This is a genomic window from Streptomyces sp. NPDC088197, assembly GCF_044741185.1.
Lineage (GTDB): Bacteria > Actinomycetota > Actinomycetes > Streptomycetales > Streptomycetaceae > Actinacidiphila.
Genome location: NZ_JBIUSD010000003.1, coordinates 269,442 through 295,152 on the forward strand (window position 1 = coordinate 269,442; position 25,711 = coordinate 295,152).

Here is a 25,711-nt window from a genome sequence, read left to right on the forward strand (position 1 = left end):
GCTGCGTGCGGCCGTACGCGTCCTGCGGTGCTGCGGTTCGAGCGGGTGGTGCGAGGTGCGGGGGGAGGTGACGCACCGTCAGCCGACGTCTGGGTGACGCGCCGTCAGCCACCGTCTTCGGTACGGCGTTTGCGCCGTACGACGGTGAAGACGACCGCCGCCGCGGCGAGGACCGCGGCCGAACCGCCGGCCAGCAGGCCGACCGGCGCGCCGTCGTGCGAGCTGTCCGCGGCGGACTCGGTGCGCGGCGCGGCGGGTGCGGTGCTCGGCGCCGGGGACGCCGCCGGGGTGGCGGACGCCGTGGGGTCGGAGCCGATGTCGGGCAGCGCGGGCAGGGCCGCCGCCTTGTCGAGGGCGACGGAGAGCGTGAGCGGGTCCATCGAAGTACCCGCGGTGTAGAGGCCGTTGAACGCCTTGGCGCCCTGCGCCGTCAGCGTGGTCGGGACCTCGGCCAGGGAGATCAGGCCGTTCTTCGGCGCGAGCGCGGCGGGCGCGGCGAAGGTGATGAACGGCTCGCCGTCCGCGTACAGCGTGCCCTTGCCGTCGGTGACCGTGACGCGGACCGCGCTGATCGACAGGTCCAGCCCGTACGTGCCGTCCGCCGCCTTCATCCCGACGAAGCGCACCGTCCCGCCGAACCGGGCGTCCAGCGAGTGGTGCGAGGCGTCGTACGTGCCGCGGCCCGCGCCGAAGCGGAACAGGGCGCCGCCGTCCCGCGCGCCGTCGGCCACCGTCCAGCGGCCCTTGGCGATGTCGCCGGTCACGTACTCGCGGAAGGTACGGCGTACGCCCCAGTCGGCGGCGGCGTCAACGACCGTGCCGGGCACGGCCGTCGAAGTGGCGGTCGGCTTCCCCGACGCCTTGTCGCTCGCGCCGCCGGTCGGGGTCCGCGGCGGGGCGGTGGTCGGCGAGGCGGGTGCGCGCAGGTCGACCGAGAGGCTGACCGGGTCCAGCGGGGTGCCGGTGGTGTAGTAGCCCGCGAAGGCGCGGGCGCCCTGCGAGGTGAGGGTGGCCGGGATGCCGCTGAGGGTGATCTGCGACCCGGTGACCCCGCGGGTGTTGACGCCGCCGACGGCGAGCGAGGCGAGCGGCACCTGGGCGGTGGTGGTGACCCGACCGGTGTTCTTGTCCTTGCTGCGCATGTCGGCGTAGAGCGTGCCGTGGCCGCCGGAGATCTTGACGGTGGGACGGCTGATGGTGAGGTCGAGTTGATAGGCGCCGCTGGTCTGCCGGTGCCCCAGGAAGTGGACGCCGCCCGCGAAGGCGGCGGTCAGCGCGCCGCTGCCCGGATCGTACGAGCCCCGCGCCGAAGGGAAGCGGAACTGGTTGCTGCCGAAGGTGCCCGCGCCGCCGGTCATCGCCCAACTGCCTTTCGCGATGGGCCCGGTGACATAGCTCTGGAACGACGCCTTGATTCCCCAGTCCAGCCGTCCCCCGGCGACCGTACGGCTCGTCGCGGCGTCCGCCCTTGACGCGGGCAGCACCGCGGTCAGCGCGGTCAGCGCGACCGCGCCGAGCAGCGCGGTGCTCACGGCCGTGAGCGAGACGGCCCGGCCGCCGGTACGGCGCACGCGGGCATGACGGAACAACGGCATGGACCCCTCCAGGACTGGCAAACTCAGGTAAGGCTAACCTAAGCTAATCACCGACCGGCGGGGAACCCTCCCGCGACGTCGCCGAACGCGCTGGCGCGCGGGCACAGCGGCATCACGACATGACGGCACCACGGCAAGGGACGGGTTGGCAGTGCGAACAGGTTCCGAACGACGTCCCGACCGAGCGGATGCCGAGCCGCATGCCGCGGGCTTCCCGACGACGGGCTCGCAGGCCGGGCGCTTCTTGGACGCCCCGGACGCCGACACTCCGCAACGCGGGCATGCCCAGGCCGACTTGGGCGACCGCACCGCGCCGGAACCCAACCGTCCACCGGCCGCCGGTCCACAGCCGACCGCCGTCCGGGCCGCCCCGGACCTCGCCGCGTCACCAACCCCGCGTTCGTCCCCTGCCCGTTCACAGCCGATCAGCCTCCGGGCCGCCCCGGACCTCGCCGCGTCACCAACCCCGCCTTCGTCCCCCGCCGGTTCACCACCGACCGCCGTCCGGGCCGCCCCGGAAGCCGGCGGCTCGGGGGGCGGTCGCTCGCGGCGCCGCGCTTCCGTGCGGCGGAACGCGTGCGCCGCGCGGGGCGTGGCGTTCTCGCTGCTCGGCGGGCTGCTGGCACTCGCGCTCACCGCGTGCGGCGGCTCGGCGGGGAAGGCGGGGCCGTCCGCGAGCGGTACGGGGGCGACGTCGAGCGCGGGAGCGGACGCCGACCGGATCGAACCGCTGGCCGGTGCGGCGCCCGTGCCCGTACTGCCCGCCACCGTCACCTCGGCGGACGGCCGGAAGGTCACCGTCACCGCCGCCGACCGGATCGTGCCGCTCACCGGCGGGCTGTCCGAGATCGTCTTCACGCTGGGCCTCGGCAAGAACGTCGTCGCGCGCGACATCACGGCGACCTTCGCGCAGGCGGCGAAGCTGCCAGTGGTGACCCGCGCCCACGACGTCTCCGCCGAGGGCGTCCTGTCCCTGCACCCCACCCTCGTCCTCGCCGAGGACACCACGGGCCCGGCCGAGGCGATCCGCCAGATCCGCGACGCGGGCGTCCCGCTCGTCGTCGTCAAGACGGCGACCTCGCTCGACGATGTGGGCCCGCGGATCGACGCCGTGGCCGCCGCGCTCGGTGTGAAGGCCGCGGGTGACACGCTGCGCGCGCGTACGGCGCAACGGATCGACGCCGTCCGCGCGACGATTCCGAGCACGTCCGACAAGCCGCGCGTCGCCTTCCTCTACCTGCGCGGCACCGCGTCGGTCTACCTGATCGGCGGGCGCGGCTCCGGCGCCGACTCCCTCATCGCGGCGGCGGGCGGCGTCGACGCCGGGACCGCCTCCGGCCTCGACAAGGACTTCACCCCCATCACCAGCGAGGCCCTGGTGAAGGCCGCGCCCGACGTCATCCTCGTCATGACCAAGGGGCTCGACTCCGTCGGCGGGGTCAGCGGCCTCGAAAAGGTCCCGGGCGTCGCCCAGACGCCCGCCGGTCTTGACCACCGTGTCGTCGCCATCGACGACGGCACCCTCCTCAACTTCGGCCCCCGCACCGACTCCGTCCTGCGCCGGCTCACCACCGGCATCCACCAAAAGGCCCGGTGACCCGGCCCATGACGACCACGGCCTCCCCGAACGAGGAACACACCGCGCCCGCCGGGACGGACGACGACACCCGGCCGACCACGACTGCGGCTCCCGCTCGGGACGCCGGCCCAGGAGCCCAGGACTCGGTACCGGCGCACGATGACGCGGCGCTTACGCGAACGGGGCCCAAGGAAGCGAGCGGGCCCGGGGGGATCGCGGACGACGGGCCGCGGCCGACCGGCCGTCAGGCCAACCGGCGTGGCCGGGCGACCGTGTTGATCGGGGTGCTGGCCGCGGGGCTGGTCGTGCTGAGCGTCGTGTCGGCCGGGATCGGGGCGTACGGGATTCCGGCGGGGGACGTGCTGGCGTCGGTGGCGCACCGCTGCGGCCTCGGGGGCCACCGGCTGGACCGGGTGGCGGAGTCGGTGCTGTGGGACGTACGGCTGCCGCGCATCGTGCTGGCGCTGCTGGTCGGCGGCTCGCTGGGGTGCGCGGGGGCGCTGATGCAGGGCGTGTTCGGGAATCCGCTGGCCGAGCCGGGGGTGATCGGGATCTCGTCCGGCGCCGCGGTGGGCGCCGTCGGGTCGATCGCGCTCGGCCTGACCTTCGCGGGCACCTGGTCGGTGACGGTGTGCGCCTTCGTCGCCGGGCTGCTGACCGTCCTCGTCGTGTACGGCCTGTCCCGGTCGGGCGGCCGGACGGAGGTCGTCACCCTCGTCCTCACCGGCATCGCGGTGAACGCCTTCGCGGGCGCCCTCATCGGCCTGTTCGTCTTCTTCGCGGACAACTCGCAGCTCACCCAGATCACCTTCTGGCAGCTCGGTTCGCTGGCCCAGGCGAGCTGGCCGAAGGTGCTCGCGGTGCTGCCCTGCGCGCTGGCGGGTCTCGCCGTGGCACCGTTCTTCTCCCGCCGCCTGGACCTGCTGGCGCTCGGCGAACGCCAGGCCAAGCACCTCGGCGTGGACGTCGAACGGATGCGGATCGCGGTGATCCTGATCGTGGCGCTGCTGACGGCGGCGGCCGTCGCGGTCGCGGGGATCGTCGCCTTCGTCGGGCTCGTCGTGCCGCATCTGCTGCGGATGGCCGCGGGGCCGGGACACCGTTTCCTGGTGCCGGGCAGCGCCCTCGGCGGCGCGCTCGTCCTGGTCGCCGCCGACCTCGCCGCCCGTACGCTCGCCTCGCCCGCGGAGCTGCCGCTGGGCGTGCTGACCGCCCTCGTCGGCAGCCCCTTCTTCTTCTGGCTGCTGCGCAGGACCCGCGGCCGGCAGGGGGGTTGGGCATGAGGCCGCTCGCGGTACGACGCCGGGCTCGTACGTCCCTCCCGCCGCCGCCCGCCCCCGGCGACGTCCTGGCCGAGGCCCACGACCTGGTCGTACGGCTCGGCGGGCGCCCCGTGCTCGACGGGGTCGGCGTCGCCGTCCACGCGGGCGAAGTGCTCGCCCTGGTCGGGCCCAACGGCGCGGGCAAGTCCACGCTGCTGGGGGCGCTGGCCGGTGACGTGCCCGCCGACTCCGGTGAGGTGCGGGTCGGCGGCGCGCCCCTCGGCCGCTGGACCGCCCGGCAGCTCGCCCTGCGCCGGGCCGTCCTCCCGCAGTCCTCGCCGCTCGCCTTCCCCTTCACCGCCGACGAGGTCGTACGGATGGGGCGCGCGCCGTGGGCCGGGACCGTCCTCGCCCACGAGGACGAGGCCGCCGTGGCGGCGGCCATGCGCGCCACCGAGGTCACGGGCTTCGCCGAGCGGGCCTATCCCGCGCTCTCGGGCGGCGAGCGGGCCCGCGTCGCGCTCGCGCGGGTGCTCGCCCAACGCGCGCCGCTGCTGCTGCTCGACGAGCCGACCGCCGCCCTTGACCTTCACCACCAGGAGCTCGTCCTGCGCGTCTGCCGCGAGCAGGCCGCTCTCGGGCGCGGGGTCGTCGTCGTCCTCCACGACCTCGGTCTCGCCGCCGCCCATGCCGACCGTGTCGCCGTCCTGTCCTCCGGCCGCGTCACCGCCAACGGTTCGCCTGCGGCGGTGCTCACCGCCGAACGGCTCTCCGCCGTCTACCGCCACCCCGTCGAAGTCCTCCCCCACCCCCGCAGCGGCACCCCCCTGATCCTCCCCCTCCGCTGACCCCCCACCCACCGGCCCGGTGGTCCGGAGACAACCGAACTGCCCCACCGGGACCGGTGGTGACGTGCGGGAGCGTCGTGGCTTGTCGCGCAGTTCCCCGCGCCCCTAAAGGATCGGCTCACCGCCCGGACGAGAGACGGTGCCCCGTCAGGGGCGCGGGGAACTGCGCGGCCAGCCCCCACCGGGCCGGTGGTCCGGTGACAACCGAACCGCCCCGCCGGGGCCGGTGGTGACCCGCAGGAGCGTCATGGCTGAGCGCGCAGTTCCCCGCGCCCCTAAAAGGATCGGCTCACCGCCCGACGCGAAGGAACCGTACGGGGGGAAAGGGGGGAACCCTTTGGGGTACTTGGTGGTGCGGGACCCCAGCGGGAGGCGCAGAATCGGGGCGTACGTACGAACTCCGGGGGGCCGACCGTCCGCCGGAGGCGGCCCTTCACCACCCCCCGAGGAGCCCTCTTTGCGCACTGCGACACCCCGCCGGTACCTGATGTGTCCACCGGCGCACTTCCGAGTGACGTACTCGATCAACCCGTGGATGGACCCGACGAAGCCGGTGGACCCGGCACTGGCCCTGTTCCAGTGGGAGGACCTGCGCGACAGGTACCGGGCGCTGGGCCACACCGTGGAACTGCTGGACGCGGTGGAGGACCTGCCGGACATGGTGTTCGCGGCGAACGGCGCGACCGTCGTGGACGGGAAGGTGCTGGGCGCGAGGTTCGCGAACCCCGAGCGCGAGGCCGAGGCCCCGGCGCACCTGGCGTGGTTCAGGAGCAACGGCTTTCCCGATCCGCGCGAGCCGGTGCACATCAACGAGGCAGAGGGCGACTTCGCGGTCACGGCGACGTGGATCCTGGCGGGCCAGGGCTTCCGGAGCAGCCCGCTGTCGCACTCGGAGGCGCAGGAGTTCTTCGGCCGTCCGGTGATCGGCCTGGAGCTGACCGACCCGCGCTACTACCACCTGGACACGGCGCTGGCCGTGCTCGACGACGCGCGGGACGAGATCATGTACTACCCCGGCGCCTTCTCCCCCGGCAGCCGCGCCGTGCTGGCCCGGCTCTTCCCCGACGCGCTGCTGGCGACGGCGCAGGATGCCGCCGCGCTCGGCCTCAACGCGGTCAGCGACGGCCGCAACGTCCTGCTGCCGCGTACCGCCACCGGCCTGCTCGGGCCGTTGCGCGACCGGGGCTTCGAGCCGGTCCCGGTGGACATGTCGGAGCTGCACAAGGCCGGCGGCAGCGTGAAGTGCTGCACGATGGAGCTGCGCCCGGCCGTCGGCTGACCGGCGCGTGGCCCGAGCCCGCGCACGCCACGCCGCGGGTCCTCCCGGCCGGGGGCCTCGGCGTGGTGGCGGCTCGGCCGCCGACCAGCTGAACCGCCCGGTCCCGACCGCCCCATGCCGTGCGCCGCCGCGTCATAGGGTGCGGGGATGGACGTTTCGAGCGGGGCACGGCATGACGTGGTGATCGTCGGCGGCGGCCACAACGGGCTGGTCGCCGCCGCCTATCTGGCCCGCGCGGGCCGCCGGGTGCTGCTGCTCGAACGGCTGCCCGCGACCGGCGGCGCGGCCGTGTCGACCCGGGCCTTCGCCGGGGTGGACGCACGGCTGTCGCGCTACTCCTACCTGGTGAGCCTGCTGCCCGCGCGGATCACCGACGAGCTGGGGCTGCGGTTCGCGGTGCGCCGCCGCCGGATCTCCTCGTACACCCCGCGCGGTACCGGCGGCCTGCTGGTGGACGCGGGCGACGCGGCCCGTACGCGGGAGCAGTTCGCCGCGCTGACCGGCGACGACCGGGACTTCGAGGCGTGGCAGCGGTTCTACGCGATGACCGGGCGGGTCGCGCAGGCGGTGTTCCCGACGCTGACCGAGCCGCTGCCCTCGCGGGCCGCGCTGGAGAGCGCGATCGGCGACTCCGCGGCCTGGGAGGCGCTGTTCGAGCGGCCGCTGGGCGAGACGGTGGAGGCGGCCTTCGCGGACGACCTGGTGCGGGGCGTGGTCCTCACCGACGCGCTGATCGGCACCTTCACGCACGCCCACGACCCGTCGCTGCGGCAGAACCGCTGTTTCCTCTACCACGTGATCGGCGGCGGGACCGGCGACTGGGACGTGCCGGTGGGCGGGATGGGCGCGTTCACCGACGCGCTGGCGGACGCGGCCCGCGCGGCGGGCGCCGAGATCGTCACCGGCGCCGAGGTCACGGGCATCGCGGCGGACGGCGTACGCGCGGAGGTGACGTACGAGCGCGACGGGCGGCAGGTGACGGTCGGGGCGCGTGACGTGCTGGTCAACGCGGCGCCGCACACGCTGGCCGGGCTGCTGGGCGAGGCGGCGCCGGGTCCGGCCCCCGAGGGCGCGCAGCTCAAGGTCAACATGCTGCTGCGCAGGCTGCCGCGGCTGCGCGACACCTCGGTGGACCCGCGCGAGGCGTTCGCCGGGACCTTCCACATCGCCGAGGGCTACGAGCAGTTGGCGACCGCGTACGAGCAGGCCGCCGCGGGGCGCCTGCCGGACGCGCCGCCGTCGGAGATCTACTGCCACAGCCTGACCGACCCGTCGATCCTCTCGCCGGAACTGGCAGGGCGGGGCGTCCACACGCTGACCCTGTTCGGACTGCACACGCCCGCGCGGCTGTTCGCGGCGGACCCGGCGGGGGCGAAGGACGCGCTGCTGGAGGCGACGCTGGCGCAACTCGACGCGGTGCTCGCCGAGCCGCTGGCGGACTGCCTGCTGCTGGACGGCGACGGCAGGCCGTGTCTGGAGGCGAAGTCGCCGCTGGACCTGGAGCGCGAGGTGGGCCTGCCCGGCGGCCACATCTTCCACCGCGACCTGTCGTGGCCGTACGCCGCGCCGGACGCGGATCAGGTGACGTACGCCACAGGCCGCTGGGGCGTCGGCACCCCGCATGAGAACGTCTTCCTCTGCGGCGCGGGCGCGGCCCGCGGCGGCGGGGTGAGCGGCGTTCCCGGGCACAACGCGGCCATGGCGGTACTGGAGAAGGCACGATGACCACCGACGAACGCGGCATCACCCCTGGCCGGCGTCTGGACCCGCGGCTGATCGACCCCAGGCGGCTCGCCCGCCGCACGGGCGGCCGCAGGCAGTGGCGGCGCGGCGGCACCTGGCACACCCTCGGCGAGGACGGCACGGTGCCCGAGCAGCGCCGCCGCACCGCGGACGTGGTGGTCGACTGCGCGGTGTACGCGGACGGCTCGCGGGTGGCGTCGCTGCCGCCGCGCGAGGCGCTGGCGGAGGCCAGGAAGCACACCGGCGGCTTCGCCTGGATCGGGCTGCACGAGCCGGAGGCGGAGCATCTGACCGAGATCGCCGAGGTGTTCGGGCTGCATCCGCTGGCGGTCGAGGACGCGGTGACCGCGCACCAGCGGCCCAAGCTGGAGCGGTACGGCGACTCGCTGTTCATGGTGGTCAAGACGATCGTCTTCGTCGAGCACGAGAAGCTGACCGCGACCAGCGAGGTGGTCGACACCGGTGAGCTGATGATCTTCCTCGGCGCGGACTTCGTCGTGGTGGTGCGGCACGGCAGCGCGCCGGGGCTGACCCGCGTACGGCACGCCCTCGAAAGCAGCCCGGAGATGCTGGCGCACGGCCCCTCGGCGGTCCTGCACGCCATCGTCGACCAGGTCGTGGACGACTACCTGGACGTCGCCGACGAGGTCGAGCTGGACGTGGACGACCTGGAGGCCGACGTCTTCGCCGACTCGCACCGCGACGACGCCGAGCGGATCTACCAGCTCAAGCGGGAGCTCATCGAGTTCAAGCGGGCCGTGCACCCGATGGCCAGGCCCTTGCAGCGGCTGAGCGAGGAGCCGGACCGGCTCATCGGCGCCGAGGTCGCCCGCTATCTGCGCGACGTCGCCGACCACCTGACCCACGTCCGCGAGCGGCTGGTGGGCTACGGCGAGCTGGTCGACGGTCTGCTGGCGGCCAATCTCAGCCAACTCGCCGTGCAACAGAACGTCGACATGCGGCGGATCAGCGCGGGCGCCGCGATCCTCGCCGTCCCGACGATGATCGCGGGCTTCTACGGCATGAACTTCGACCACATGCCCGAGCTGCGCTGGTCCTTCGGCTACCCGCTGATGGTGGGCGTGATGGCCACGCTGTCCTTCCTGTGCTACCGCGCCTTCCACCGCTACGGCTGGCTGTAGGGCGCTAGCTCCAGGGGTCGCCCCAGGAGGCGTCGCGGGCCGCGCGGTAGGTGTCGCCGTGCCGTTTGCTGACGGTGTCGCGGACCAGGCCGCGGTCGGCGGTGCACAGGTCGAGCAGGACCAGGCCCTTGCGGATCTGCGGGTGGCGCACGACGCGGCCGGGGGCGGGGGCCGCGGGGAACCGCGCGGCGGCCACGTAGCTGAACTTCTCGTCCTCGTAGGGCAGTGAGCCGCCCTTGACCTGCCGGTGCAGCGAGCTGCGCTGGACGCGGGCGGCGAAGTGGCACCAGTCGTCGCCCGTGATGGGGCAGGCCGCGTCGTGCGGGCAGGGCGCGAGGACGGTGAGCCCGGCGGCGAGCAGCCGGTCGCGGGCGGCGATCGTGCGCGCGTACCCCTCGGGGGTGCCGGGCTCGACGACGAGCACCGCCCCGGTGGCCGCCACCGCGGCCGCGTCGATCAGCGCGGTGCGGTCGGCGGCGGTCAACTCCCCGATCACGTACGAGACGGTGACCAGGTCGGCGGCGGGCAGCGCGGGTCCGCCGCCGAGCGGCGACCGGGTCCAGCGCGCGGCGCGCAGGGCGGGCGACTCGGCGGTGCGCGCCAGTTCACTTCCCAGGTCGAGGGCGGACTGCGACCAGTCGAGGACGGTGGAGGTGTGCGCGCTCGCCGAGGGATCGCCCGGGAACGCGTCGGCCACCGCCCACGTCGCCGCGCCGGTCCCGCCGCCGAGGTCGAGATGGGTCGCGGGCGACCACTGCCCGGCCTGCAAACGGAATGCCTCGAGCGCGGCCCTGACGGCCGCGTACGTGGCGGGCATACGGTAGGCCGCGTAAGCCGCCACCGACGCCGCGTCCCGCAGAATGGGCGCTGACGTCGGCGACTTGCCACGATATGTTTCGATGAGGCGTTCCACCTCGGCGGAAGCCCTGGTGGGGGCCGTGGCGCTCAGTCGCGCCGACAGGGCTGTACGCAGGTCGTCGGGTAGGTGCACAGTGGACACAAGTCCCAAGGGTAAGGGTCGTGCACACCCGTAACGGCCTCCTTACACTCTGTGGCCATTCGATATCCATACTTGTGTTAACTCGGTCATAACAACGGCTCGAATCTGCGTAAACCGCAGCGGAAAGCCCTCGTGTTGGCCTAGCGTTCGCTCTTATCCAGGCGCACTACCCCTTGGGGAAGTGGTAGAGCGCCTCGTCGGTCGCGATGTGCCAGGGGGGTCCATGCGGCGTGTCGAAGCAAACCGGGTTCTACCGGTCATACCCATGAGTGCCGATACGAGACCCGTGCGCGCGAAAGCCGCGCACGCGTTCGGCAGGAGGGCATCGGGTTCCACCGGTGCCCTCGCTGCGCCCGGCCCTTACGGCGGGCACGGCAGGTTCAGTGACAAGGCGCGGTGGTATCTGCCGCTCGCGCTCACCGTCGACGTGCTCGGGATCGCGTTCCCGGTCGCGGCGATCTTCCATGCCACCGGCCAGCCGCACCCGCTGGTCTGCGCCGCCGTGGCGGCGCTCGCCTGGGTCGGTGTCCAGGCGGTCAGGCGGCGCTACGCGGCGGACGTCCTCGGCGAGCACCGCGGCGCCGGGGCGGTGCTCCGGGACTGGCTGATGCTGCTCGGGGTGCTCGCCGTGCTCAGGACCGCCTTCGATCAGGTGGCGGAACCGTCGTACGCGCTGGCCGGGTTGACCGCCGGTCCCGTGCTGACGGCGGCCTGCCGGATGCTCACCCACCACCACCTGATCGCCGCCCGGCGCGAGGCCCACGCCGTGCGCAGGGTGCTGGTCATCGGCGAGCCGAGCTCCGCCGACCATGTGGTGGGCCACCTCGCGGCCCGTACCGAACACGCGTATGTGGTGGTCGGGGTGGTCCCGGTGGGCAACGCCAAGCTGGAGTGCGGGGCCCCGGTCACCGCACGGCTCGGCGCGGTCGCGCCGTCCGGTCTCGCCGAGGACGCGGGCATCGTGCTCGGCGCCGCCCGCGACCACGGGGCGGAGCTGGTCCTGGTGGCGCCGGGACCGCGGCTGTCCGCGGAACGGCTGCGCAGGCTGTCCTGGTCGCTGCACGACGCGGGCCTGCCGCTCGCGGTGCTGCCGGGGCTGATCGATGTGGCCGTGCGCCGGGTGCAGTTGGACGCGCCCGCGGGCCTGGCCATGCTGCACATCGCCCCGCCGTCCAGGCGCGGCGTCCAGCCGGTGCTCAAGTCGGCCCTCGACCGGGTCGGCGCGGGGCTCGGACTCCTGCTGCTCTCCCCGGTCTTCGGCCTGGTGGCGGCGGCGGTCCGGCTGACCTCGCAGGGCCCGGCCTTCCACCGGCAGATCCGGTACGGGCAGGGCTGTGTGCCGTTCACCATGTGGAAATTCCGCACGATGGTGGTCGACGCGGAGCAGCGCAAGCCCGATCTGCACGGGTCGAACGAGAACGACGGCCTGATGTTCAAGATGCGCCGTGACCCCCGGGTCACCCGCGTCGGGCGGCTGCTGCGGCGGCTGTCGCTGGACGAGCTGCCGCAGCTCGTGAACGTGCTGCGCGGCGAGATGTCGATGGTCGGCCCGCGTCCGCCGCTGCCCGACGAGGTGGCGCGGTACAACGAGGTGGAGGTCAGGCGCCTCGCGGTCAAGCCGGGCATCACGGGTCTGTGGCAGGTCAGCGGCAGGTCGGAGCTGTCCTGGGACGAGACCCTCGCGATCGATCTGCGGTACGTCGACAACTGGTCGCTCTCGGGCGACGCGGATGTGATGGCCCGCACCCTGCGGGCCGTGGTCGACGGACGCGGGGCGTACTAGTGAGTCACTGTTCCGGCCACAGACCCGGCGGTCGCCCGCCAGTCCGCGTACACCGCGGCGATCCCGTCCCGCAGCGCGATCTCCGGCCGCCAGCCGAGCGCCTGAAGACGGGACACGTCGAGCAGCTTGCGCGGCGTGCCGTCGGGTTTTGTGGTGTCCCAGCCGATCGTGCCGCGGTAGCCGACGACGTCCCTGACGGTCTCGGCCAGTTCGCGGATGGTCAGGTCCTCGCCGCAGCCGACGTTGACCGGCTCGGCGCCGTCGTAGACCCGCAGCAGCAGCGCGCAGGCCGCCGCGAGGTCGTCCACGTGCAGGAATTCGCGCCGCGGTGTGCCGCTGCCCCACAGGGTCAGTTCGGCCGCGCCGTCCCGCTCGGCCTCGTGGAAGCGGCGGATGAGGGCGGGCAGCACGTGCGAGGTGGCGAGGTCGAAGTTGTCGCCGGGGCCGTAGAGGTTGGTGGGCATCGCGGAGATGTACGAGGCGCCGTACTGCTTGCGGTAGGACTGCACCTGGACGATGCCGGCGATCTTGGCGAGCGCGTACGCCTCGTTGGTCGGCTCCAGGGGGCCGGTGAGCAGCGCGTCCTCGTGGATCGGCTGCGGGGCCAGCTTGGGGTAGATGCACGAGGAGCCGAGGAAGAGCAGGCGGGCGACGCCCGCCTCGTGGGCCCCGGCGACGACGCTGAGCTGGATCCGGAGGTTGTCCTCAAGGAACTGCACGGGGTAGGTCGAGTTGGCCATGATCCCCCCGACCTTGGCCGCCGCGAGCACCACCGCGTCGGGCCGGATGTCGCGCAGATACGCGGCGGTCGCCGCCGCGTCCCGCAGGTCCAGTTCCGCGCGGCCCCGGGTGAGCACCTGGTGGCCGTCGGCGGTGAGGCGGCGGGCCACGGCGGAGCCGACGAGGCCGCGGTGGCCCGCGACGAAGATCCGGGCCGCGTCCGGCAGTAGGTCTGTCATGGAACGGCATTCTGCCAGCACACTTCACCCGATCGGGTGCCAACCCATCTTTACGTACGAAATACAGCACAACCCGACCAGTTGGGGGGACTCACATGGGCAAGACCGCGCTCATCACCGGCGTCACCGGCCAGGACGGCTCGTATCTCGCGGAGCTGCTGCTGTCCAAGGGCTACACCGTGCACGGCCTCGTGCGCCGCTCGTCGACGTTCAACACCGAACGGATCGACCACATCTACCAGGACCCCCAGGAGAAGAACCGCTCCTTCGTGCTGCATCACGCGGATCTCACCGACGGCATCGCGCTGGTGAGCCTGCTGCGTGACCTGCGGCCGGACGAGATCTACAACCTGGGCGCGCAGTCCCATGTGCGGGTCTCCTTCGACGCGCCGCTGTACACCGGGGACGTCACCGGCCTGTCCGCGCTGCGGCTGCTGGAGGCGCTGCGGGCGAGCGGCATCGAGGCGCGGATCTACCAGGCGTCGTCCTCGGAGATGTTCGGCGCCGCCCCGCCGCCGCAGAACGAGCGCACCCCGTTCCACCCGCGCAGCCCGTACGGCTGCGCGAAGGTCTTCGCCTACTGGGCGACGGTGAACTATCGCGAGGCGTACGGGATGTACGCCGTCAACGGCATCCTGTTCAACCACGAGTCCCCGCGGCGCGGTGAGACCTTCGTCACGCGCAAGATCACCCGCGCCATCGCGCGGATCCAGGCCGGCCTCCAGGACCGGCTCTACCTGGGCAATCTGGACGCGGTGCGCGACTGGGGCTACGCGCCGGAGTACGTGGACGCGATGTGGCGGATGCTCCAGCGCGACGAGCCGGAGGACTACGTGGTGGCGACCGGCGAGGCCGCGACCGTACGGCAGTTCCTCGAGGTGGCCTTCGAGCACGCGGGTCTGGACTGGGCCGAGCATGTCCGGTACGACCCGAAATACGAGCGGCCCAGCGAGGTCGACGCGCTCATCGGCGACGCGAGCAAGGCACGGGACCTGCTGGACTGGAAGGCGCAGGTCAGGGTGGCGGAGCTGGCCCGGATCATGGTCGACGCGGACATCCGACAGGTGGCGGACCAGTTGTCGGGGGCCACGATTCGCATCGACAGATGATGTGATGTCACTTTATTCGTCAAAAAGGCAGACCGGGCTAAGCGGAACCCCCTACTCTGCCGTGCATCACGACGGCCGTATCGGCCGTTGCAACACATCAGGGGCCTGGGGGGCAACTCATGCGTAAATTGCCGGTGTTCTCGGCTGCCATATTGCTGGCAGCCGCGACGCTGGGAGTGATGTCGTCGCCATCGGCGACCGCGCTCCAACCACCGGTCGGCATCACCGCCGACAATCTCAGCACGTACCAGACCAACGGGATCGTGTGGGCCATGGCCCAGGCGAACGGCGTGGTCTACACAGGGGGCACCTTCTCCGCGATCCGGCCCGCCGGGTCCGCGGCCGGGACCAACGAGACGTCCGTCGCGAACTTCGCGGCCTTCGACGCCGCGACCGGCGCGCCCACCGGCTGCCAGCTCAACTTCACGGTGGGCTCCAACAACGCCACCGTGCGCGCGCTGGCCGTCTCGCCCGACGGCCAGACGCTCTACGCGGGCGGCTTCTTCGGCGCGGTCAACGGCGTCGGGGTGAGCAGCCTGGCCGCGATCAACCTGGCCACCTGCGCGGTCAGCACGACCTTCCACCCGGCGGCCTCGGGCACGGTGCGCACCATCGCCGCGACCTCGGACGCCGTGTACTTCGGCGGCGACTTCACGTCGGTCGGCGGCCAGTCCCGTGGCAAGTTCGCCGCGGTGAACACCGCGGGCACCCTGCTGCCGTGGTCGCCCAACGCCGACCTGCCGGGCCGGGCGCTGGCGATCACCCCGGACGGCCAGAACGCCATCATCGGCGGTGACTTCAACTACGTCGGCGGCACCTACTCGCACTCGCTCGCCGTGGTCGACACCACGACCGGCGCGCTGACCAAGGCGTACCCGCCCGGGTTCCTCGACGCGACCTCGGTGACGAAGTCGATCATCGTGGACCCGGCGAGCAACGCCTTCTACACCGCCAACGAGGGCACCGGCGGCGGCGTGTTCGACGGCCGGGTGGCGCTCAGCCTCACCGACTTCAACCAGATCTGGCGGGACACCTGCCTGGGCGCCACGCAGAGCCTGGTGGTCCACGGCACCGTGCTCTACAGCGGCTCGCACGCCCACGACTGCTCCAGCATGGGCGAATTCCCCAACTCGACGCGCAAGCACCTGGTCGCCGAGTCGGTCACCGACCCGCACCTGCTGTCGTGGTACCCCGACACCAACGACGGGATCGGCGAGAAGATCGGCCCGCGCGTGATGGCGATCTCGTCGTCCGGCGGCCACGACTACATGTGGGTCGGCGGCGAGTTCACCACCGTCAACGGCGGCGCGCAGCAGGGCCTGACCCGCTTCGCCGACGGCCCCGACACCGGCGCCCCGACGCTGCCGCAGACCGCGGTGAGCAGCATCGACCCCAGTGCGGTGAAGGTGACCTGGCAGTCGAGCACCGACAACGACGACGGCACGCTGATCTACAACGTGTACCGCAACGGCGCCGCCACCCCCGTCTACACGGTCAGCGGCGACTCCAAGCCCTGGATCCGCCCGCAGATCACGTTCACCGACACCAATGTCACGCCCGGCGTGAAGTACACCTACCGGGTGTCGGCCAGTGACGGCGTCAACACCAGCGCCCAGTCGCCGAACGCGGCGGCCACCGTCCCGGCCACGGCCGAGCCGTACGCCACGCAGGTCCTCGCCGACGGCGCGAATCTGTACTGGCGCTACGACGCCGCCGCCGGTTCGTACAACGCGGACGCCTCCGCGGCCGACGACAGCGGGATCAGCGTCGGCGGCCCGGTGCACGCCGTCTCGCCGGGCGCGGTGCCCGGCTCGAAGGCGTACACCTTCAACGGCTCCACCCAGTGGACGTACAGCGACCGCTCGCACCCCACACCGTCCGCGTACAGCGTCGAGACGTGGTTCAAGACCACCACGACCTCCGGCGGCAAGCTGATCGGCTTCGGGAACCTGGCGACCGAGACCAGCGGCAACTACGACAAGCACGTCTACATGACCGACAGCGGTCAGCTCATCTTCGGCGCCTACACCGGCAGCACTCGCATCGTCTCCACGCCCACCGGCGGCTACAACGACGGCAACTGGCACCAGGTCGTCGCCACGCAGGGGGCGAACGGGATGCGGCTGTACGTGGACGGCGCCCTCAAGGGCAGTGACGCCACCGTCACCACCAGCCAGAACTACGACGGTTTCTGGCGGGTCGGCGGCGACAACCTGAACGGCTGGCCTTCCCAGCCGAAGAGCCAGTTCTTCGCGGGCTCGATCGACGAGGCGGCCGTCTTCCCGACGGTCCTCAGCCCGGCCCAGATCGCGAACCAGTACGCGCTCGGGACCGCCGGGTGACCCGGAAACACCGCTCCGCCACTGCCGCCGCCGTCCTCGTGACGGCGGCGGCGGTGCTGCTCGGCGCCTGCGGCGGCGGGGGTGGCGGAGGCGGCCACGACACGGCGAGGAACGACGCGAAGGCGTCGCCCGGCGTCTCCGCGACGGCCACGGGCGGCACTTCGGGACCGTCCGCGACCACGAGCCCCGACGCCGGTGCCGGTTCGGACGACAGCACCGAGGCGCCGGGGTCCGCGGCCGACGCCCCGAAGGTGCCGGACGCGCAGCTCACCCCGCCCGGCGGCGGGACCTTCAGCAAGCCCCAGAAGTCGTATCTGTCGGGGCGGGTGCCCAAGGGCACCGACCCGGTGGCCGTCCTCGAGGGCGGCCAGGAGATCTGCGACCGGCTGACCCGTACCGCGAAGATCGACAAGGACGCGGCGGCCGGGGCGATCGTCACCGGCGACATCAGCGGGTCCGGCGCGGCGGCGGCCGTCCGCAGCCTCTGCCCCGACCAGCAGTCGGTGATCGACGCCGCCGCGCGGGGCTTCGCCGACGGGACGTTCACGGTGGCGGCGAAGGCCGTCCCCGGCACGTCGGTCGCGCCCGGCACCTACCGCGCGCCGCACCCGTCGACGCACTGCACCTGGCGGGTGACCAGCTCGAACGGCACCCTGTCGGCCGGCAGCGGCGCCCGGATGACAGTCCCCGCCGCCGCGCGCGGCGTCACCTCCAGCGGCTGCTACGTGTGGCTCGCGGGCACGGGGTGAGCGATGCGCCGTGAGCCGCAGGACGAGACCGAGATGAACGGAGGGACCGCATGAGCAAGCTCCCGATCGTGGTGGCGATACCGACCAAGAACGAGGCGGAGAACATCGCCCGTACGGTGTCGTCGGTCATCGACCACGTCGAGGCCGTGGTGGTGGTCGACTCGGCCAGCACCGACGACACCTGCAAGATCGCCGAGGGCCTCGGCGCGGAGATCGTCGAGTACGCGTGGGACGGCAAGTACCCCAAGAAGAAGCAGTGGTGTCTGGACCATGTGCGCACCGAGATCCCCTGGCTGCTCTTCCTCGACGGCGACGAGACGCCGAGCCCCGAGCTGCTGGCCGAGCTGAAGGCCGCCTTCGCGGCCGGGCCGCCGTCGGTGGCCGCCTTCGACATCCCGCTGGGCTACTGGTTCGCGGGACGGCGGCTGCGGCACGGCTACACCATCGTCAAGCGCGCGCTGCTGGACCGCACGCGCTGCCACTTTCCCGAGGTCGGCGACCTCGAAGCGCCCGGCATGGGCGAGCAGGAGGGCCACTACCAGCCGGTCGCGCCGTCGGCCGCCCGGCTGCGCTCACCGATCGAGCACGAGGATCTCGACCCGGTGCGCACCTGGTTCGAGCGGCACAACCGCTACTCCGACTGGGAGGCGTGGCTGGAGCTGAACCCCCGGGTGAAGGAGGAGATCCGGCAGGTCAAGACCCGCCAGGGCCAGCTCTTCCACAAGGCGCCGTTCAAGCCGCTGGTGTCCTTCACCTACGCCTACGTCTACAAGCGCGGCTTCCTCGACGGCCGGGCGGGCTTCGACTACGCGCTCGCCATGAGCTTCTACCGCTGGCAGATCGGCCTCAAGACGCGGGAGGGGCGCAAGCCCTGACCCGCGGTCGGCCGTGACCCGCGGTCGGCCGTGACCCGCGGTCGGCCGTGACCCGCGGTCGCTGATCGCGCCGCCCGAGGCCGGCCCCGGTCCTCCCGGGGCCGGCCCGCGGACCGCGCTCCGGGACCCGGGGTCCGGAAGCGCACGCGGGGGCGTCACCCGGCGCGGGTGACGCCCCCGTACACCTCCATGAGCGTGTCGACGACGGCGCCGATGGAGAAGCGGTCGCGGATGAGCCGCCAGGCGGCGTCCGACGCCTCCTCGTTGGCGGCCGGGTCGAGCAGTTCCAGGATGGCCTGGCCGACCAGCGGGCCGTTGTCCGCGTCGGGGTCGCTGTCGGTGATCCGCCCCGCGCCCGCCGCCTCGACGTCGGGCGACAGGCCGCCGGTCCGGGTCACCACCACGGGCAGGCCGACCGACATCGCCTCCAGGATCGAGACGGCGAACGGCTCGACCACCGACGGCAGCACGTACACATCGGACTTCCTGAGCTGTTCCAGCACCTGCTCGTGGCCGAGCGCGCCGACGCACTCCAGCGAGTCCGCCACGCCCAGCTTCGCCGCCAGCTCCCGCATGGGGCCGGTCAGATCGCCGGTGTCGGGGCCCGCCAGCACGAAGCGCGCGTCCGGGTACTTGGCCAGCACCACGGGCATCGCCGACACGAAGTCCTCGGGGCGCTTGCGCTTCTGCACCCGCGCCAGATAGAGCACGGTCGGCGGGCGGGCGGCCCGCGCGGGCCTGCGGTCCTGCAACGTCACGCCGTTGACCAGCCGGTGGAAGGTGGTCAGCGGAGTGTCGGGCACCACCGCCTGCACACCGTCGCGCTCCATCCGCGTCAGGTGCAAGATCGCGTCCGCCTTGCGCAGCACCCGCTTCATGCCCAGGACGTCGACGGCCTTCGCGAACAGCTTCTCCGTCGGGTCGATCATGCCGTGCGTCTGGATCACCAGCGGCACCCCGGCCTCCAGCGCGACCAGCGCGAACGGCAGCGTGATCAGGTCCCGCATCAGGTGCACATGGACCACGTCCGCCGACTTCACCATCCGGCGCGCCTTCGCCAGCAGCCCCGGCGACGTGATGCCGCTCACCTCGAACGGCAGCACGTGGCGCGCCTGGTGCACGAACGACGGCACGCCCTCCAGCTCCGTCGGCAGCGGGCCCGTGAAGCCGTCGCCCAGCGTCGCGATCCGGGCGTCGACACCCTGGGCCCGCAGGCCCTTGGACAGATTCAGCGCCACCCGTGTCGGGCCGCCGAAGTCGTTCGTCGGCGTATGCAGCGTGACGACATGCAGCACCTTCATATGACTCCCCACCCCTGATTTTCGGCGCCCCCGCGCCTCGGGTTCACAATATCGACACCGAACCCTCATCGGGGCACTTCCGGCCCCGGACGCCCTGATCCTCCCGGCCGGAGGCCATAGACTCGGCGCGGGGAGCATGAAGGGGGTGGGCCATGGCCCTGGACGTGGCACAGGACCAGGCCGGTGCGGGCGGGCCGCTGGAGCGGCCCGGCCCGGACGAGGCGCAGGCCACGACGTCGGTGCCGCGTGCGGCGCTGTCGCGGGCGCTGGCGGTGCCGCTGGTCATCGCGTTGGTGGGGTTCCTGCCCGCGTACGTGGCGGCCCAGCCCGGCACGGGCGTGCGGGACACCGCGTACTGGCTCCAGTTGACGCTGACGGTGTACGGCGGCGGCCGGCTGGCGGCGATGGTGCTGACCCGGCGACGGCGGCTGATCCAGGGCGCGTTCTGGCTGTTCGTGTACGTGGCGATGGGCGTGGCCCCGCTGGCGCAGGCGGTCATCGGGCAGGTCCCGACGCCGGTGGTGGGCCCGCGCTCCGACACGACGACGGCGATCACGCTCGTCCTGATCGGCTGCGTGGCCTTCGACGTCGGCGCGCTGCTGGCCCGGCACCGCCCGGCGGCCCGTATCCGCAAGGCCCGCCCGCAGGCGTCCGTGTCGCGGCGCCGCCTGTGGCTGCTGATCGTGGCCGCGTACCTCGGCAGCGCGCTGTGCATCATGAAGCTCGGCGGCCCGACCGTCTTCTTCTCCAGCCGTCAGGGCATCAGCGAGTCGGTGCAGGCCAGCGGTCTCGCGGGCAGCGGCGGCGACAGCCATGTCGGCTCGGCCTTCATCCGCGGCTTCGGCACCGTACCGGCGCTGCTGGCCATGCTCTTCCTGATCCGCTGGATGATCACGTCCCGGATCGCCCGCCGCAGGCCGCTGGCCATCGCCGCGCTCACCGGCCTGGTGCTGATCAACGTGATCGTGAACAACCCGATCTCCAACCCGCGGTACTGGTTCCTGACCGTCGTGTTCTCGCTGCTGTTCACGGCCTTCCCCAAGAGCCCGGTGATGTACCGCACGGCCCTGGTGACGGGCGTGGTGGCGGCGCTGCTGCTCTTCCCGTTCCTCGACCGCTTCCGGTACGACTCGGGCGGCTACCACCCGGTGGAGACGACGTCGGCGCTGGAGCCGCTGACGCTCAAGGACTACGACCAGATCGGGATGTTCGCGAACACCATCACCTTCGTGCAGTCCGGCGAGGGCCACTCCCACGGGCGGCAGCTCGCGGCGGACGTCTTCTTCTTCGTGCCGCGTTCGATCTGGCACGGCAAGCCGCTGGACTCCGGTGTGCAGGTCGGCCAGTGGATGGGCATGACCAACACCAACCTGTCGTCGCCGCTGTGGGCGGAGCTGTGGCTGGACTTCGGCCCGGTCGGCATGACCGGCGGCTTCCTGCTGCTGGGCTACTTCTGCGCCCGCGGCGACCGCAGATACGCCCAGCGCACGCTGGAGGACGGCCGCCCCGGCACGGTGATGGCCGTGGTGATCCCGCTGGTGTGCGGCTACTCCTTCATCCTGCTGCGCGGCCCGCTGCTCCAGGCGTCGGGCCGGATCGGCATCGCGGCGGTGTGCCTGCTGCTGGTGACGACCTTCAGCGCGGACCGGCGGAAGATCCTGCGGTGACGCCCTCCGCCGAGGCGTCCGGCGCCTGAGGGTCGGTGGCGGCGGCGGGCGCGCGCTTGACGGCGACGATCCGCAGCCACAGCGCCACCGCCTTGAGCGCGGAGCCCAGGGCCAGGCCCCAGGCGGCGCCCATCACGCCGTCCCACTGGTAGCCGGCGAGCATGAAGACCACGGACGCGAGCGAGAAGACCACCTGGATCGGCAGCGTGGCGCGGGGCCGCAGCACGCGCAGCGTCAGCAGGGCGCTGGTGCCCAGCGCGATGCACGCGTACTGGCTGCCGGAGGCGGCCAGCAGCGCGGACGACGACGCCCAGGTGTCACCGAGCAGTTGGCGGCCCACATGGGCGGGCAGCAGCATCAGCACGACCGTCCAGGACACCGCGATCCAGGCGAGGACGGTGGCGAGGACGGCGGTCGCGCGCACCTTGTCGTCGGAGCCGCGGACCCGGTTGAGCAGCGGCGGCCCGAAGGCGGTCGCGGAGTTGAAGAGCACGTTCATCGGGCCGAAGAGCGTGGTGGCGCCGCGCAGGGCGCCGACGGCCAGCGGCGCGGCGAACAGGCCGAGGCCGACGACCGCGAGCTGACTGGTGGCGTTGCCGACGCCGAACTCGATGACGAAGCGCTGCCCGAGGTGCCCGCGGCGGACGAATTTGCGCAGGTCCACCGGCGCGCCCTTGACCTTCGGCCACAGCAGGGCGGCGCCCACGAGCAGCGCGGGCACGGCGGACACGCCCCAGACGGCGACGAGCCGGACCGCGCCCGCGCCGTGCGGCTGCATGGCCAGCGCCGGTACGGCGACGGCCAGTCGTACGGTGTCGGCGGCGAGCGCGTAGTGCGGCAGCCGCAGGGCGGAGAAGCAGTACCGCATGCCGTCCTGGGTGAGCACGATCGGCAGCACCAGGCCGAGGACCGCGAGGCCGCGCGCGGTGCCGCCGGGTACGAAGGCGAGCCCCGCGGCCATCGAGAAGCCGATCACGGTGGACGCCACGGCGGTGAAGGTGGCCGCGCTGCGGCAGGCCGCCCGCACCTGCGCGGCGCCGCGCTCCAGCACCAGTGCCTGTCCCACGTAGGAGACGCCGACGCCCAGCAGCACCGTGAACACCATGTAGACCATGGAAAACACGGAGAATCCGGCGGCGCTGGACAGCCGGGCGGCCACGACGAGCACGATGATGTTGGTGAAGGCGGCGACGCCCTGGTCGGCCACCGAGCTGATGATGGCGGCCTTGGTGCCGGGCCCGCCCTTGGACGTGCCGGACCCGGCCGGGTCGCCGGACTCGTCCTCGCCGTCCGCCGACGCGTCGGTCGGGCCGGACGGCGCTGAGGCGCCCGGGGGATCGGGCGGGCCGCCGTACGCGAACTCGGCCCCGGGGCCCACGGCCGCCGTCGTGACCGGGTGGGTGACGGGGCGCCGCGGGTCGGGGCCCGTCAAGGGACCGGGTGTCGTTCCGGAGCGGCCGGGCTGTGGGACTGGGCGGACGGCTCCCCGTCGTGGTGCCGGGGCTGCTGCGGTATCCCGCCGCCACCGCCGGAACCGCCGCTCCCCGTGCGGCCGGTGGCGGCCCTGCGGCGGCCGAGGCGGAAGCGGCGCCCGCCGCCGGTCTCCGCGGCCGAGTGCAGGACCACGCCGAGCACGGCGCCGCCCGCCGCGTTGACCAGCTCGCGGACACGGACGAGGTCGGCGCGGTGCACCTCGCGCGGGTCGCAGACCACGACCACGCCGTCGACCCGGTCGGCGAGCGCCAGCGCGTCGGCGTAGGCGAGGACCGCGGGGGCCAGTACGACCACGGCGGCGCCGGGGGTGTCGGCCTCGGAGAAGAGCCTGGTGGCCGGGGCCGAGGTGAGCGCGCGCGCCACATTGCGCACCCGGCGGCCGGGCACGAGGTCGAAGGAGCCGGACTCGCCCGCGTCGATGGAGACTTGCAGCCCGGCGGGCCAGCCGCCCTCGCCGAGGCCCGGCGAGCGGGCCCAGCCGGGGCGCGCGCCGCCGTCGGCGGTGCGCAGCCGGGCCGACAGCGACGGGGTGCGCAGATCGGCCTCGACCAGCAGCACCTCCATGCCCATCTCGGCGAAGGACGCGGACAGGTTGACCGCGACGCCCGCCGCGGTGTCGCTGCTGCCGCGCGGCGCGACGACCAGCAGCCGCCGCCGGTCGGCGAAGCGCTTGTCGTGGGCGAGCCGGAAGCCGACCGCGCGGTACTCCTCGGCGAGCCGTCCGCCGCTCTGCCCCTCGGCGAGCAGCGACGCGGGGCCGCTGCCGCGCCGGCGGCGGCCGCGCGGCAGCGTGCCGAGCACCGGGGCGCCGAGCGTGCGCGTGACCTCGCCCTCGGAGCGGACGGTCGGGTCGAAGACCAGCCTGACCCAGGCGCCCAGCAGGCCGAGCGCGATACCGACGCCGCCGCCGAGGCCGAGCATCATCGGCAGTCCGGGACCCGCGGGGGCCTTGGGCGCCACACCGGGCCTGATGATCGAGCCGGGCGTGGTGTCCAGGGCGCGCAGGCCGCTGATGTTGCCGTTGAGTTCGAGGATGCGCGAGAGCAGGTTGGTCTGCTGGGTGGTCAGGGCGCTGATCACCTGGGCGTTGACGGTGTTGTCGATCTGCTTGAGCAGGTCGTCGCGCTGCTTGTTCAGCGGGTCGAGCTGGGCCTTGTAGCCGTTGACCATCGTGTTGATGGTGGACTTGGTCTGCGCCTGCCGGTTCTCCAGATACGCCTTGGTGAAGGCGTTGACCCACAGCGCGGACTTGGCAGCGTTCCCGGTGCTGCACGTGAAGCGCAGCACGAGGGTGTTGGGCGGGTTGGTGACTTGGAGGCAGTGCTCCATGGCGTCGGCCGGCGCCTTGACGATCTTCGCCGCCGCGTCGGAGACGGTGCTGCTGACCGCGGTCTGCCGCTCGGAGCCGATGTCGATGCCCTTGTCGGCGGAGGCGCCGGTGGCGAACGGGTCGACGGTGGCGGCCCTGATCCGTACCTCGCTGGTGGCCGCGTAGGAGTCGGCGCCGGTCAGCGCGAGCCAGGCGCCGCCGAGGAGGCCGACCAGCACACCGGCCACGATCAGCGCCCGGTAGCGGATGAGCTGGCGGAACTGGTCGCGGAGCAGATCCGGTTCGTCCTGCGCCTCGGTGGCGCGCGTCGTGTCGCTCACTTGCCCACTGCCCCCTCGATCTCCCCGGTTCCCCCGGCCGTCCCGGGCTCCCGGGCCTCCCCGTCCTCAGGAGGCGTCTCGCGGGGCGCCCCCAGCGCCTCCGCGAGCAGTGCGTCGATCCGCGCGAGACCCGCCTCGCGGCTGAGATGCGCGTCCACGTACTCGGGCCCGCGCGCCCCCAGCGCGTCGGCCCTACCAGGATCATCGGCCAGAGCGCGTACTACGTCCAGCAGTGCACGCGGATCCTCCGGCGGTACGACGATTCCCGCCTCCGAGCGTTCCACTTCCTGGGCGGTGCCGCCCTCGGCCGCGACGGAGGCGACGACCGGCCGCCCGGCGGCGAAGTAGGAGGTGAGCTTGGAGGGGATGCTCATGTCGAGCACGGAGGCGCGCTGGGTGACCGCGAGCGCGTCGGCGGCGGCCAGCATGTCGGGGAAGTCGTCGTCATCGGCGGGGGGCGCGAATTCCAGGTTGGGCAGGCCGCCGGCCAGCGAGCGCAGGTGCTCGCGCTGGTTGCCGTCGCCCATCAGCACCACGCGCAGCGCCGGGTCGAGGCGCGCGGCCTCGACGAGCACTTCGAGGCCCTGTTTGAGGCCCATGTTCCCGGAGTGCAGCAGCACCGTCTGGCCCGGACGCCAGCCCAGCCTGGCGCGCATCTCCTCGCGCGGCCTGCTCGGGCGCTTGACGTGCGACCAGTTGGGCACCAGCCGTATTCGCTCCTCGGGCACGCCCATCGCGGCGACCTTGGCGACGAAGCTCTCGTGGATGACGCCGACCAGCGTGGCGCGCTTGAGCGCGTACGCCTCGACCGCGCCCGCCGCGGAGGCCGCCCTGCCGCCGCCGCGTATGCCGCTCTGCGCCGCCGCCGCGCCCATCAGGTCCTGCACGACGGGGATGTACGGGACGCCGTGCCGCCGGGCGATCCGGGCGCCGACCAGGCCGCCGCCGAGGCTGGGCATCTGGGCGATCACCGCGTCGGGGCGGTTCATCGCGGGCGGCGCGAGCAGGCCGTGGCCGAGCACGGTGGCCTCGAACAGGGCGCGGGTGACGGCGCTCTGGCGCGGCGGCACGAGGTGCTTGCGGCGGTGCACGCTGACCCCCGCGCGCCGCTCCTCGGTGCGCCACACCCGGGCGTACTCCGGGTCGAGCCGCCAGGCCGGGTAGTGCGGCATACCGGCCAGGACGTGCACCTCGTCGCCGTTCGCCGCCCAGTGTTCGGCGATCTGTGTCGCGTACGGACCGATCCCGGCGTGCTCAGGCGCGTAATTCGTGGAGACCAGCAGCAGACGGCGGCGCGCGCCGGACTCAGCCACGGAGTGTTCCCTTCCCCCGGC

At 73.1% G+C, this 25,711-nt stretch carries 19 protein-coding genes; 12 read left to right on the forward strand and 7 right to left on the reverse strand.

Features of this window, described 5'->3' with window-relative positions:
• Positions 1-104: 104 nt before the first annotated feature.
• Positions 105-1,595 (reverse strand): HtaA domain-containing protein, encoded by a 1,491-nt coding sequence (locus tag ACIOC1_RS09665; protein ID WP_401853060.1) that lies wholly within the window; start codon positions 1,593-1,595, stop codon positions 105-107.
• 562 nt (positions 1,596-2,157) lie between these two features.
• Here ACIOC1_RS09665 and ACIOC1_RS09670 point away from each other — a divergent pair.
• From ACIOC1_RS09670 to corA, 6 genes are all read left to right on the forward strand, one after another.
• Positions 2,158-3,192, forward strand: coding sequence for an ABC transporter substrate-binding protein (locus tag ACIOC1_RS09670; protein WP_355334535.1), 1,035 nt, complete (start codon positions 2,158-2,160; stop codon positions 3,190-3,192).
• Positions 3,193-3,446: 254 nt separating this feature from the next.
• Positions 3,447-4,457 carry a FecCD family ABC transporter permease gene (locus tag ACIOC1_RS09675; protein WP_401853063.1) on the forward strand — a complete coding sequence of 337 codons (1,011 nt, stop codon included), beginning with the start codon at positions 3,447-3,449 and terminating at the stop codon, positions 4,455-4,457.
• Complete coding sequence (locus tag ACIOC1_RS09680) at positions 4,454-5,284, forward strand: heme ABC transporter ATP-binding protein (protein WP_355334538.1); 831 nt, start codon at positions 4,454-4,456, stop codon at positions 5,282-5,284. Before ACIOC1_RS09675 ends, ACIOC1_RS09680 begins: the two co-directional genes overlap by 4 nt.
• Positions 5,285-5,741: 457 nt before the next feature.
• Positions 5,742-6,563 carry a dimethylargininase gene (gene ddaH / locus ACIOC1_RS09685; RefSeq protein ID WP_391043693.1) on the forward strand — a complete coding sequence of 274 codons (822 nt, stop codon included), beginning with the start codon at positions 5,742-5,744 and terminating at the stop codon, positions 6,561-6,563.
• A 147-nt stretch (positions 6,564-6,710) separates the two neighbouring features.
• Positions 6,711-8,288 (forward strand): NAD(P)/FAD-dependent oxidoreductase, encoded by a 1,578-nt coding sequence (locus ACIOC1_RS09690; RefSeq protein ID WP_355334541.1) that lies wholly within the window; start codon positions 6,711-6,713, stop codon positions 8,286-8,288.
• On the forward strand, positions 8,285-9,448 hold the full coding sequence (gene corA / locus ACIOC1_RS09695) for a magnesium/cobalt transporter CorA (protein WP_391043687.1): 1,164 nt from the start codon (positions 8,285-8,287) through the stop codon (positions 9,446-9,448). The genes ACIOC1_RS09690 and corA overlap by 4 nt, the downstream gene beginning before the upstream one ends.
• Positions 9,449-9,452: 4 nt before the next feature.
• Here corA and ACIOC1_RS09700 read toward each other — a convergent pair whose 3' ends face one another.
• The gene (locus tag ACIOC1_RS09700) at positions 9,453-10,448 is read right to left on the reverse strand and encodes a small ribosomal subunit Rsm22 family protein (protein ID WP_401853066.1); all 996 of its coding nucleotides are present in this window, start codon (positions 10,446-10,448) and stop codon (positions 9,453-9,455) included.
• Positions 10,449-10,734: 286 nt separating this feature from the next.
• On the opposite strand from ACIOC1_RS09700, the gene ACIOC1_RS09705 reads away from it, so the two are divergent.
• The gene (locus ACIOC1_RS09705; protein ID WP_391043682.1) at positions 10,735-12,231 is read left to right on the forward strand and encodes an exopolysaccharide biosynthesis polyprenyl glycosylphosphotransferase; all 1,497 of its coding nucleotides are present in this window, start codon (positions 10,735-10,737) and stop codon (positions 12,229-12,231) included.
• On the opposite strand, the gene ACIOC1_RS09710 is transcribed toward ACIOC1_RS09705, so the two are convergent.
• Complete coding sequence (locus ACIOC1_RS09710) at positions 12,228-13,190, reverse strand: GDP-L-fucose synthase (RefSeq protein WP_355334550.1); 963 nt, start codon at positions 13,188-13,190, stop codon at positions 12,228-12,230. The genes ACIOC1_RS09705 and ACIOC1_RS09710 overlap by 4 nt on opposite strands.
• A gap of 95 nt (positions 13,191-13,285) precedes the next feature.
• On the opposite strand from ACIOC1_RS09710, the gene gmd reads away from it, so the two are divergent.
• The 4 genes from gmd (at position 13,286) to ACIOC1_RS09730 (ending at position 18,265) form a co-directional block, all read left to right on the forward strand.
• Positions 13,286-14,299, forward strand: coding sequence for a GDP-mannose 4,6-dehydratase (gmd, locus tag ACIOC1_RS09715; protein ID WP_188285703.1), 1,014 nt, complete (start codon positions 13,286-13,288; stop codon positions 14,297-14,299).
• Between the two features lie 119 nt (positions 14,300-14,418).
• Positions 14,419-16,641, forward strand: a complete 2,223-nt coding sequence (locus ACIOC1_RS09720; protein WP_401853070.1) for a LamG-like jellyroll fold domain-containing protein — start codon at positions 14,419-14,421, stop codon at positions 16,639-16,641.
• Entirely contained in the window at positions 16,638-17,390 is a 753-nt protein-coding gene (locus ACIOC1_RS09725; protein ID WP_401853073.1) for a hypothetical protein, read from the forward strand. Before ACIOC1_RS09720 ends, ACIOC1_RS09725 begins: the two co-directional genes overlap by 4 nt.
• A 50-nt stretch (positions 17,391-17,440) precedes the next feature.
• Positions 17,441-18,265 (forward strand): glycosyltransferase family 2 protein, encoded by an 825-nt coding sequence (locus tag ACIOC1_RS09730; protein WP_355334560.1) that lies wholly within the window; start codon positions 17,441-17,443, stop codon positions 18,263-18,265.
• A 155-nt stretch (positions 18,266-18,420) separates the two neighbouring features.
• Here ACIOC1_RS09730 and ACIOC1_RS09735 read toward each other — a convergent pair whose 3' ends face one another.
• Positions 18,421-19,566, reverse strand: coding sequence for a glycosyltransferase (locus tag ACIOC1_RS09735; protein WP_401853076.1), 1,146 nt, complete (start codon positions 19,564-19,566; stop codon positions 18,421-18,423).
• Between the two features lie 152 nt (positions 19,567-19,718).
• Between ACIOC1_RS09735 and ACIOC1_RS09740 the strand changes: the two genes are divergently transcribed.
• Positions 19,719-21,233, forward strand: coding sequence for an O-antigen polymerase (locus ACIOC1_RS09740; RefSeq protein WP_401853079.1), 1,515 nt, complete (start codon positions 19,719-19,721; stop codon positions 21,231-21,233).
• Here ACIOC1_RS09740 and ACIOC1_RS09745 read toward each other — a convergent pair.
• The 3 genes from ACIOC1_RS09745 to ACIOC1_RS09755 form a co-directional block, all read right to left on the reverse strand.
• Positions 21,202-22,452 carry a hypothetical protein gene (locus tag ACIOC1_RS09745; protein ID WP_355334747.1) on the reverse strand — a complete coding sequence of 417 codons (1,251 nt, stop codon included), beginning with the start codon at positions 22,450-22,452 and terminating at the stop codon, positions 21,202-21,204. The genes ACIOC1_RS09740 and ACIOC1_RS09745 overlap by 32 nt on opposite strands.
• Before the next feature lie 209 nt (positions 22,453-22,661).
• Positions 22,662-24,377 carry a lipopolysaccharide biosynthesis protein gene (locus tag ACIOC1_RS09750; RefSeq protein WP_391160063.1) on the reverse strand — a complete coding sequence of 572 codons (1,716 nt, stop codon included), beginning with the start codon at positions 24,375-24,377 and terminating at the stop codon, positions 22,662-22,664.
• Entirely contained in the window at positions 24,374-25,690 is a 1,317-nt protein-coding gene (locus ACIOC1_RS09755; protein ID WP_391043668.1) for a glycosyltransferase, read from the reverse strand. Before ACIOC1_RS09755 ends, ACIOC1_RS09750 begins: the two co-directional genes overlap by 4 nt.
• Between the last annotated feature and the right edge of the window lie 21 nt (positions 25,691-25,711).